Source organism: Gluconobacter cerinus (assembly GCF_002723935.1).
GTDB lineage: Bacteria > Pseudomonadota > Alphaproteobacteria > Acetobacterales > Acetobacteraceae > Gluconobacter > Gluconobacter cerinus.
Genome location: NZ_BEWM01000017.1, coordinates 1 through 10,674, shown reverse-complemented (window position 1 = coordinate 10,674; position 10,674 = coordinate 1). Strand labels below are relative to the sequence as shown.

Annotated in this window: 9 protein-coding genes and 3 pseudogenes; all 12 read left to right on the top strand. The window is 51.5% G+C overall.

Annotated elements, in window-relative coordinates:
- Positions 1-306: pseudogene (locus tag GCE01_RS17045) on the top strand (IS110 family transposase); the annotation flags it as partial.
- Positions 307-327: 21 nt separating this feature from the next.
- Positions 328-567, top strand: a pseudogene (locus GCE01_RS17435) (IS110 family transposase); the annotation flags it as partial.
- Positions 568-588: 21 nt separating this feature from the next.
- Entirely contained in the window at positions 589-816 is a 228-nt protein-coding gene (locus tag GCE01_RS17275) for a hypothetical protein (protein ID WP_244591279.1), read from the top strand.
- 29 nt (positions 817-845) lie between these two features.
- Positions 846-1,280 (top strand): annotated as a pseudogene (locus GCE01_RS15880) (transposase); the annotation flags it as partial.
- Positions 1,281-1,612: 332 nt separating this feature from the next.
- The gene (locus GCE01_RS15875) at positions 1,613-2,629 is read left to right on the top strand and encodes an efflux RND transporter periplasmic adaptor subunit (protein ID WP_167386190.1); all 1,017 of its coding nucleotides are present in this window, start codon (positions 1,613-1,615) and stop codon (positions 2,627-2,629) included.
- A 24-nt stretch (positions 2,630-2,653) separates the two neighbouring features.
- A complete protein-coding gene (locus GCE01_RS15870) occupies positions 2,654-5,803 on the top strand; it encodes an efflux RND transporter permease subunit (RefSeq protein ID WP_099213614.1) in 3,150 nt (1,049 codons plus the stop codon).
- Entirely contained in the window at positions 5,803-7,290 is a 1,488-nt protein-coding gene (locus GCE01_RS15865; RefSeq protein ID WP_174694864.1) for an efflux transporter outer membrane subunit, read from the top strand. Before GCE01_RS15870 ends, GCE01_RS15865 begins: the two co-directional genes overlap by 1 nt.
- A 229-nt stretch (positions 7,291-7,519) precedes the next feature.
- Positions 7,520-8,146 carry a TetR/AcrR family transcriptional regulator gene (locus GCE01_RS15860; RefSeq protein ID WP_099213612.1) on the top strand — a complete coding sequence of 209 codons (627 nt, stop codon included), beginning with the start codon at positions 7,520-7,522 and terminating at the stop codon, positions 8,144-8,146.
- Positions 8,147-8,266: 120 nt separating this feature from the next.
- Positions 8,267-8,410 carry a hypothetical protein gene (locus GCE01_RS16925; RefSeq protein WP_167386189.1) on the top strand — a complete coding sequence of 48 codons (144 nt, stop codon included), beginning with the start codon at positions 8,267-8,269 and terminating at the stop codon, positions 8,408-8,410.
- A gap of 3 nt (positions 8,411-8,413) precedes the next feature.
- A complete protein-coding gene (locus GCE01_RS15855; RefSeq protein ID WP_099213611.1) occupies positions 8,414-9,070 on the top strand; it encodes a TetR/AcrR family transcriptional regulator in 657 nt (218 codons plus the stop codon).
- Positions 9,067-10,245, top strand: a complete 1,179-nt coding sequence (locus GCE01_RS15850) for an MFS transporter (RefSeq protein ID WP_099213610.1) — start codon at positions 9,067-9,069, stop codon at positions 10,243-10,245. Before GCE01_RS15855 ends, GCE01_RS15850 begins: the two co-directional genes overlap by 4 nt.
- Before the next feature lie 86 nt (positions 10,246-10,331).
- On the top strand, positions 10,332-10,674 hold a 343-nt coding region (locus tag GCE01_RS15845; RefSeq protein ID WP_145995822.1), incomplete at its 3' end, for a transposase.

The following is a 10,674-nucleotide window of genomic DNA, read 5'->3' as shown; positions in this document are numbered from 1 at the left end:
GGAACACGGCTCTCTTTGGCCCTGTTGCAGAAATGGTTTCACCCCTCGGATGTTTTGAAGACGCGTCGTATGACACTCGCCAAATATGTTGCAGCCCACGCGGGAGGGAACCATCCGCACAGTGGGCCCTTTGTGGAAACGCTGATCACAGGGTTACGTGAAGCGGCGCAATACGCCCAGAACCTTCATGGGACACACATTGATTTTTCGGAACTGCAATTCGAAATCGCGACGGAAATTGAGAATGTTCTGAAGAAAATTCAAATAGTTGGAAATCTTGAGCAGCATATTGCAGATCTCTACTAACACCTCGACCCACAGGCTCTTCTGCTCAGTATTCCGGGTGTCGGCCGTCATCTCGCACCGACCCTGATTGGTATCTTGCAGAACATTGAGCGGTTTCATTCCGAAAAACATTTACGGGGTTTTTGTGGCCTGTTTCCCAGGAGGGCTGATAGTGGTGGTGTGGAGCGAGCGGGCCAGACCCTGACCCAGGGTGGCAATAACCGCATCAAACACGCACTTTATCTTGCTGCTGATACGGCACGAAAAACAGATCCTGAACTGGCAGAACTTTATTGGAGGCTGATGACGGTGAAAGGTCATCATCACAAACAGGCTTTATGTGCCGTTGCCAATCGTATTGTGAACCGGATCTTCAGCGTTCTCAAACGAGGAAAGCCTTATGAAGTGCGCGACAGGGAGGGAAACGGCATCACCATGTGTGAAGCAAAAGCTATCATTCTGGAGCGCTATACTGTGGGAGAAAACGCCAGGGCAGGACGTCGTTCCAATCGGATCGAAAAGAACTCCTGAAACCGGAAAAATTGCTTGCGCTCTCGGTACAAGATCATGTCTCCATCGACCGGAAATACCGGTTCATCCGGAAATGGAAGACGACGGACGCCGCCGCCAGTGATGGTGCGCGATTGAGAGAGGGGCTGCTGGATAAAACCAATACGGCCTCAACGGTATGGGCAGACACTGCTTATCGCTCCAAAACCAATGAAGACTTCATGGACAAGCAGGGCTTTGTCTCAAAGGTTCATCGCAAAAAGCAGCATCTCAAACCCATGCCCCGCCATATCCAGCGGTCCAATGCAGGAAAGTCCGTGATCCGCACGCGTGTCGAGCATGTCTTTGCCGATCAGAAGTCGCAGACGGGACTGTTCATCCGAACTGTCGGTATCACCCGGGCCACCATGAGGATCGGGCTGGCCAATATCGTCTACAACATGCGCCGCTTCCTCTTTCTGCAGCGGATCAGCACCACAGCGTAGCTATCAAGCGGGTAACAGCCCCCAATCTGCTCAAAACGTAGACCGGATGCCATCGTAAAAACCGTCAATCAAATCGCCAAAAGCCAGAAATCACCAACCAAGTGTATCAATCAACGCTTCTTCGATCCCTCCATGTGCCGCCGCTTGGCAGTGAATGAAAAACATAATATTCAGTATTCACTGAAATGGCCCAAAGCTGATCGAAAGGACTATCGCTCGTGACATCGCTTACGTTTCCCACCGCTTGCCTCGCAGGTATGCTTTTTCTTCTGCCATCATGTAGTAAGAAAAATACTGGTAAGACTGCTTCACCAGCGACCGACGTTCACACCATGCAAGTACGTGAACAGGTCGTAGACCTGACGGGTTATGTTCCCGGGCGTGTCTCAGCCTATCGACAGGCTTCTATAAGGCCACAAGTCAATGGTGTTTTGGAGAAACGTTTGTTCGTTGAAGGTGCAGACGTAAAGGCTGGTCAGCAGCTCTATCAAATTTATCCCGTTCCTTATGAAGCGGCTTTGGCACGAGCAAAGGCGGATCTCGCTCACGGAGAGGCGGAACGCATCTCCGCCGACGCAAAAAAAGTGCGTTTTACCCATTTGTCTGGCATCAATGCCGTCAGTCATCAGGACTATGACGACGCTGTCTCGGCTGCCGCTCAGGCCGCTGCCGATATCGTTAGCGCAAAAGCAGAAGTTATGTCCGCTCAGGTCAATCTCGATTACTCCCGAGTTTATGCACCTATTTCTGGCCGTATCAGCCGGACCCTCGTTACTGAGGGCGCACTGGTTACAGCAAATCAGGCCACATCTCTTGCAACTGTTACCCAACTCGACCCGATTTACGTCGACCTGACTGTCACCGGTGAGGTGGTATCGCGGCTGCGCGAGTCCCTGATGGCCGAAGGGCACGAACAGACTACAACCCACGCCGGCCAAGTTGATGTAGTGCTAGATACAGGACGCGCTTATCCGTCGCCAGGACGGATCGATCTGCTTGAGGTCGTAATCGATCCGGGCACAGGAATGGCGACGCTACGAACAACTTTCCATAATCCGGATGCGCTACTGCTTCCAGGCATGTTCGTTCATGCAGCCCTCCATTATGGCAGACGCAATGCTTTCGTCGTCCCCCAGAATGTCGTGTTACGAGATCTGCATGCGGATCCCTATGTTCTTACTATAGGATCCGACGGAAAGGCTGCCTCGAAGAAAGTAGTGATTGCTCAGGACAGTGGTAATTCGTGGGTAATTACAGAAGGTCTTTCTGATGGTGATCGAATCATTACTGACAATCTCCAGAGCGTACAGCCCGGTGATACTCTCCATGTTCTTAACACGCCAGCCTGACGAATACTAACGGAGTTTTTTAGAATGTCAGATTTCTTTATCCGAAGGCCTGTTTTTGCGTGGGTCATAGCTATTCTGATCTCGCTGCTTGGCATTATCGCACTCATGACGCTGCCAATTGGCCAATACCCAAGTATCGCTCCGCCACCTATCACCGTCAGTGTTACTTATCCTGGGGCTTCTGCCGAAACTGTGTTGAAAACAGTCGTACAGCCGATTGAAGAGCAAATGTACGGCCTCGACGGTCTGGAATACATATCATCATCAGCTCAGCAGGATGGCACTGCGCAGGTTGTTCTGACCTTCATGCAGGGCACTGATCCGAATATTGCCCAAGTGCAGGTGCAAAATCGCATGACAGTCGCACAGGCACTACTTCCCGAAGATGTGGTTGCGCAGGGCGTTAAAATTACAAAGGCAACCAAAAGCTTTACGCTTATAGCCATGTTAGTGAGCGAGGATAACCGTCTGGATTCCTATGCGCTTGGAGATTTTGTGGCGAACCATCTCCAGGAACCTCTGACACGTGTGATAGGAATTGGTGACTATACTTTCTTCGGTTCGGAATACGCGATGCGTATTTGGGTCAAGCCAGAAAAACTAACCAGCTACGGCCTAACAGTAACAGACATTCGCAAAGCTGTCTCAGATCAGAACTTTCAGGTTTCCTCTGGAGAGATCGGCGCACTTCCAAGTCCTGATGAGCAGGTTCTTGACGCAGTTATTCTGGGGCCTCAGCGTTTAAGTACGCCTGAAGATTTTCAGAACATTCTTTTGAAGGTCAATCCGGACGGAACGCAGGTCCGGCTTCGTGATGTGGCACGCGTGGAACTGGGCGCCCAGAGTTTTCAGCCTAAAGGTCTCGTTGATGGCCATCCCGCTGCTGGCCTTGCCCTCAACCTGGCACCAGGCGCTAATCAAATTCAGACGGTTGCTGCTGTTAAGGCGCTTTTCGACCGTGCTGCTCCGTCTTTCCCGCCAGGAGTACACGTTGTTTATCCTTATGACACGGCTCCTTTTGTTATGGAGTCCATGCATGAAGTCGTAGAAACGCTGATCATCGCAATCGGGCTTGTTGTCGTGGTGATGTATGTGTTCCTCCAGAATTTTCGCGCCACATTGATTCCGACCATCGCGGTGCCTGTTGTGTTGCTTGGCACGTTCGCCGTAATCCAGGTATCGGGCTTTATGCTCAATACACTGACAATGCTGGCATTGGTGCTTGCAATTGGCCTGCTAGTGGATGACGCGATCGTCGTTGTTGAGAATGTCGAGCGTCTGATGGCAGAAGAAAAATTGTCAGCCGCCGAGGCAACGAGCCGTTCCATGAAAGAAATTACAGGCGCGTTGTTTGGGATCACAATGGTGCTGTCAGTCGTATTTCTGCCAATGGCATTTTTTGGTGGGTCTGCCGGGATCATCTACCGCCAGTTTTCCATCACGATCATAGCGGCCATGATGCTTTCGGTCATCACCGCCATCACCTTTACTCCCGCTCTTTGTGCAACGCTCCTGAAACCGTCCTCACATGGTCCTGCAGTGCGTGGTCCGTTCGGCTGGTTTAACCGGTCATTCGATGTGTTGCTTGAGGGTTATGGTCGCATCGTAAAACGTCTAAATGCTACTCCTCTTGCGTGGGGCGGATATCTTCTGCTGAGCGCTGCGGCGATCATATGTTTCCTCAAGCTTTCTGAAGGTTTTTTACCTGATGAAGACCAAGAAATTGTATTTGTACAGGTTCAGTCACCACTGAACAGCTCTGCACATATTACAGAACGTGTTCAGAAAGATATTCGTGAATACGTGCAGGCTCACGATAAGGGCGCTGTAGAAAATATATTGACAGTGTTCGGTTTCCATTTTGGTGGCCGCAGTCAAAGTGCAGGTTTTATCGCAGTTAAGCTCAAGCACATTGACGAGCGTACCGGCGTTGTCCGTACAGCACAGGATATAGCATCTGATATTAACGGGCATTTTGCAAATTATGGTGCCGCCCAGATTATTGCCTTTCTTCCTCCGCCGGTCATCGAACTTGGTAATGCCAGTGGCTTTGATTTTGAGCTAACCAATCCGGGAGATATTCCCTACGAACAATTTTCTCAGGCGAAAAATAGACTTATTGCCATGGCGCGGAAAGATCCGAGGCTCGTTGCTGTACGCCTGAACGGATTGGACGATGCACCACAATGGCATGTGAATGTTCTCAGAGAGCGTGCGAATGCTTATTCTGTGTCCAACAGCGATATCAACGACACGATCGGTAGTGCATTCGGCTCATCCTACATCAATCAGTTCAATATGAGCGGTCGCGCAAAAAAGGTCTTTCTTCAGGGAGAAATGGACTCCAGGCTTCAGCCTAGTGACCTTGCAAAATGGTTTGTCCGAAATACTCAGGGCCAGATGGTTCCGCTTACCGCCTTTACCAGCCCGAAATGGGTTATCGGAGCGCAGAAGCAGGACGTGTACAATGGTGTTTCTTCATTTGAGATCCTAGGCGCGCCCGCGCCAGGCGTGAGTAGCAGTGAAGCGATGAAGATCATGGAAGACTACGCAGCGAAACTGCCGGCAGGCCTATCGCACGAATGGTCTTCTATCTCCTTTGAACAACGGCAGAGTGCAGGGCAATCCGGCAAGCTCTATGCGGTCTCTCTCATTGTTGTCGTACTCTGTCTCGCCGGACTTTACGAAAGTTGGTCGATCCCGGTTGCCGTTATGCTTGTAATACCGCTTGGAATACTTGGGGCAGCACTGGCTACCCTCTTACGTGGATTAGCCAATGATATTTATTTCCAAGTTGGACTACTCACTACAGTTGGCCTGGCAACAAAGAATGCAATTCTTATCGTGGAGTTTGCGAAGATGCACTACGATGCGGGTGCGACACTGGCTGATGCCGCTTTAATTGCAGCAAAAGAGCGTTTGCGCCCCATTCTGATGACCTCTTTTGCCTTCATTGTCGGAACTCTGCCGCTGGCGCTCGCCTCGGGAGCCGGCGCGGCTGCCCATGTGGCAATCGGGACGGCCGTTGTCGGTGGTATGACTGGCGCGACGGTACTGGCGGTTCTGTTCGTTCCGAAATTCTTTGTTTCGGTCCTAACCCTATTCCATGTGAAGCCCACTGTAACTGCAAAGGGCGTTTCTCCTGTTAATACGTCCCATGAGGGAGCGCTCTGATGCCACGGAATTTATCCCTCTCCTCGCTGGTCTGCCTTCTTCTGGGAGGGTGTACCTTAATTCCGCACTACGATCGTCCGGCCAGCCCGGTCACACAGACCTGGCCAAAAGGCTCTGCCTATCGCAACACGGAAATCAGCTCAGCAGATACGATAAAATCTGACGCAGGCTGGCGGGATTTTTATCGTGATCCTGTCCTTCAGTCTTTGATTGCTGAGGCCTTGGAGAACAACCGTGATTATCGCATAGCCGTCCAGCAGATCGAAACTGCCAGCGCGCAGTTTGATATCGAAAACGCAAGTCTGTTTCCCACCCTGAACGGTAATGCATCGGCCAATATCCAAAAATATGCAGCTCGAACGATGCGATTCCCCAATACCCCAGTGTCTCAGGGATCAATTTACCAAAGACAGTACGGTGTCGGTTTTGGCATTTCCTCTTATGAGATTGATCTATGGGGGCGGATCAGGAGTGCCTCCCGCGCAGCATTCGATCGTTACATGAGTGATGTTTATGCACGCGATAGCGTAAACATCACGCTCAAAGCCAGCATTGCCACGACGGTTCTCAACTGGGTAGCCAATAATGAAGGCTACCGCCTTACATCCGATATTCTGTCAAGCTGGCAAAAGAGCTACGATCTCGTTCTTGAATCACGGAAAAGTGGTTCCTCAAATGATCTTGATGTGGCTGAGGCTGAAGAAGCGCTGCGTGAGGCAGAGAAGCAACTTGAGATCTATGACCGCCAACGGGCACAGGCTTTCAATCAGCTTGAGCTTCTGGTTGGAAAACCGTTGACAGAAGTTCAGAAAACAGCACTGGACGAGAAGAAATCTCTCGTTGACATACTGGCCTTTCCGGATGTGCCCGCTGGCTTACCGTCTGACCTAATAGGTCAGCGCCCGGATATTATTTCTGCAGAACATACGCTTCTAGCCGCAAACGACGATGTCGGTGAGGCTCGGGCGGAGTTTTTTCCGAAAATCCAGATTACTGCGGCCAATGGTACGGCGAGTAGCGGCATCAAACGTCTTTTCCGGCCCGGAATGGGGGCGTGGGATATTGCTCCTCAGATAACGGTCCCACTTTTCGACGAAGGCCGGTTAACGGCTCAGCTCAAGCAAGCAAAAGCAAACAAAAGGGCGGAGATCGCACGTTACGAAAAAACCATCCAGACAGGTTTCCGAGAAGTTGCAGATGCTCTGGCTGCCAGAGAGACTTACGCCCGGGAAACTGTAGCACAAGATAGCTTTGCTTCGGCTTCACAGCGGCAATATCAGCTTGCACACGCGCGTTTCGAAGAAGGGGCCGACAGTTATCTGCAAACACTTGTGGCCCAGAGAACCTATCTCAACGCCATGACGGAAGGAATTTCTATTCATCTCGCCCAACGTTCCAATGCTGTCATGCTTTATAAGGCTTTAGGCGGGGGATGGGAGCATTCGACCACACTGCGCCCGTTTCACATTGGAGAACATGTATTATGAGTATAATCTTCGATGAAATTCCTTGTTATTAGATAAATAATCGTGTTTTTATAATTTATACAAGAAGAGGATTATTATATTTTAATATTTTTTCTATATTTATTTGGAAACATATTAAAGATAATTTGTGAATTTGGATCAGCGCTGCTTCCACTAGGCTGTGGTGTTGATCCAACGTGTTCTGGCAGATATCCAACAATGAGTTAAATAGCAGGTGAATTAACAAGCCATGGGACCAACTTCAATGTTGCAAAATAAAAATGAGCGGGACGAAACTACCAGAGCCCTTATCATTGATCAGGCTCGTCTACTGTTCCGACGTTACGGGCAGTCAAAGACCACAATGTCTGACATCGCAGAAGCTACCGGCATGTCTCCGGCACATATTTATAATTTTTTCAGCGGAAAAAATGAAATTATAAATGCCGTTGGTGATCAGGTGTTCTCTTCTCTTTCCGATCAGATAAATAAAGAAATTAAATATAAAAAAGATCTATTCAGGAAAATAGGTACGGTTTTCTTATTTATTTATAAACACAATCGTGATCATTCTATACCAAAGGATGACGGACTTTTTATAAAAATATGTGAGGGCATTGATGGGTGGGAATTTGAGAAAAAATTCGAGAAGTTTGTATTTGAAACTGTCACTAAAATTTTATGCAAAGCCTCTGCATCAGGCATATCTCAAGAGCAGATAAAAATAGATGCTAGAACCATTCTTGACTGTATGTTCTTCGGTGCTGTTTACACGGAAATATTTCGATATCTACCAGAACGAGAGCATGAAGATCGAGTAAGACACCAACTTGAATTTATTCATTTAGCCTTGCTTCAGAGAGGGTATGTCATTTGATAATGAAACATGGACCAGAAGACGTTTCCAGGTTCTGTTGACACGATATCTAATCCAGCGTTTTGAGGCTGTGTGGAAGAACAAGGTGGTATCTCCTAGCAGGATTAAGATACGCCGCATTTGCCTGAATTTATTGAACTGGCGCTCGATGCACAGCGTGTGGCCACTCCAGTCAGCTGTAACAAAGGGGGGCACATCATTCACCTTGGCGGAAGTTTCGATAGCCATCTTCTGATCCCGATCAACCCGAAAGCTCAGAGCTAAGTAATGATGGTAGTGGAACAAACGAAAGCCCATACACCGATCGCGCGAGGCCGCCGCCCTGCCGGGATAGAGTCGGGACGTGAGGCCCTTCTGGACGCAGCTATAGGGACGTTCGCGCGGCTGGGTTATGAAGGCAACTCACTTCGGGCACTCGGAGCAGCGGCCGGGGTGGACATGGCCCTCGTCGGACGCCTCTTCGGGGCCAAGGCGGCGTTGTGGGACGCGGTCATTAACAGGCTGACCGAGCGTCACAGGACGCATGTCGAACTTCTCGACACGCTGGCTGACGTTATGCGTGAGGGTCCGGAAGACGGGTTCTGCCGGTTCATCCGCTTCTTCGCTGATCTCAGTTTCGAGATGCCTGCCTTTCCTGCTTTCCTGTTGCAGGAAGCGGCAAATCCTGGTGAGCGTCTCGACACGTTGGTCCGCCAGTTGGTGAAACCCTTCCGTGACCGATGCCGCCCGATCATTGCAGCCGCAATTGAAGCGGGCGTGGTGCGCGCTAAAGAACCTGACATGGTTTTCGGGATGCTTCTTGCGGCAATCTCGTTACCAATGGTGTCACCAGCACTGTTTACGCGGCAGGACAAAAACAGCGAGGCGTTGCGCGACACCTTGGCGAAAGATGCAATTTCCATGTTCATAATGAGGACGGAATGAACGCTGACCATAAGCACCTGTCAAGGTTCGGCTCGCTCACTTTGCTGATGGTCGCATCCCTCACCATCATGGTCGGCTGTGTCATCGTCCCGGGCCTGCCAAACATTGCGTCCGCGCTCGATGTGGCGGACGCTGCCGGCTGGCTGGTGACTTTGCCCTCCCTGGGCGTGGTGCTCTTCGCACCGGTTGCGGGCCACATGATCGACGGGCTGGGCGCACGCACCGCTCTTTGTATCGGGTTGACGGCTTACGGTTTTTTCGGACTCGCTACGGCGGCGCTGCATGGGCCCGTAATGGTCTTCGCTGACCGGATCGCGCTGGGAGGGAGCACAGCGCTTGTCATGGCAGGCGGTACGGGCCTGATCGCCCGGTTCCATGACGGAGACGCACGGATGGCAATGATCGCGCGCCAAGGAATGGCGATCGAACTGGGCGGTGTTATTTTCCTCTTCGTGGGTGGTCTCCTCGCGACGCTGCACTGGGCCGCACCATTCGCACTCTATGCCACGTCGCTTGTGTTCCTGGCACTGGTGCTGGCATTTATCCCGTCAGACGAAACGGTGGTGCATGGCGAAGCCGTCGACCACTCGCCGATCAGGCAGTCCCTGATGGTCGTCTACAGTGCTGCGCTTCTGTCGATGACCTGCTTTTTCTGCGCAATCATTATCTTGCCGTTCCGGCTGCTCGCACTCGGCGTGGGAGAAAGTGGCACCGGCTACCTGCTGTCTTTTGTCTCGCTCATTGCCGTGGTTGCGGCCGCCTGCATGCCCCTGGCCGTGCGGCGGCTTGGTGAACGCGGCTCGCTTGTGACCGCATTCCTGGCCTATGTCGGGGCCCACATCTGCTTCGCCACAGCGCCCGGCCTCTCTGTAATTGTGGGGGGAGCGGTCATGCTGGGTATAGGTTTCGGCCTTTCCGTGCCTCTTGTGAACGTCATGACGGTCGAGCGAAGCGGGGCAGCCGAGAGGGGGCGAAGACTTGCCCTACTCTCGATGGCAATCTTCCTTGGGCAGTTTTTGGCGTCGTTTGTCGATTTCCTGCCACGTGGTACCGCACTCCCCTTCGTCGCTGCGGCCGCGTTGGCAGCCGCATCCGCTTTCCTTTCCTTCATTCATCCAGGCTTGCGAAGCACTGCACAGACGCTCTCGCAAATGACCAACGGGAAACCCGTATGAAACATCTGGAGGGTTCGAAAAACCCCCTGGTTTTGGGTTGGTCTTTATGATTCCATTCGTCCGGTTCTGGTTGAGGGAATGGCGCTATGAAGCAGGCTGGTTTCTTTGACGTTGAAGAGCGTCTTGCCCGGTTGAGTGGGCTCGGTGATCAGCTCGAAGCGTTTACCCGGACTGTGGATTTTGAGACCTTCCGCCCTGACCTGGAGAAGGCTCTGGCGTATTCTGACGGAAGCAAAGGCGGGCGAACGCCGTTTGATCCGGTGCTGATGTTCAAGATCCTGCTGATCCAGACCCTGAACAATTTGTCCGACGAACGGACGGAGTATCTCATCAACGACCGCCTGTCGTTCATGCGCTTCCTTGGTCTGGGACTTTCAGATCGGGTGCCTGATGCCAAAACAATCTGGCTGTTCCGTGAACGCCTGACCC

Bases quoted from the DNA above. Each gene is read 5' to 3' on its own strand.
- GCE01_RS17275 (WP_244591279.1), top strand. From the start codon at position 589: ATGACGGTGAAAGGTCATCATCACAAACAGGCTTTATGTGCCGTTGCC.
- GCE01_RS15875 (WP_167386190.1), top strand. From the start codon at position 1,613: ATGCAAGTACGTGAACAGGTCGTAGACCTGACGGGTTATGTTCCCGGG.
- GCE01_RS15870 (WP_099213614.1), top strand. From the start codon at position 2,654: ATGTCAGATTTCTTTATCCGAAGGCCTGTTTTTGCGTGGGTCATAGCT.
- GCE01_RS15865 (WP_174694864.1), top strand. From the start codon at position 5,803: ATGCCACGGAATTTATCCCTCTCCTCGCTGGTCTGCCTTCTTCTGGGA.
- GCE01_RS15860 (WP_099213612.1), top strand. From the start codon at position 7,520: ATGGGACCAACTTCAATGTTGCAAAATAAAAATGAGCGGGACGAAACT.
- GCE01_RS15855 (WP_099213611.1), top strand. From the start codon at position 8,414: ATGATGGTAGTGGAACAAACGAAAGCCCATACACCGATCGCGCGAGGC.
- GCE01_RS15850 (WP_099213610.1), top strand. From the start codon at position 9,067: ATGAACGCTGACCATAAGCACCTGTCAAGGTTCGGCTCGCTCACTTTG.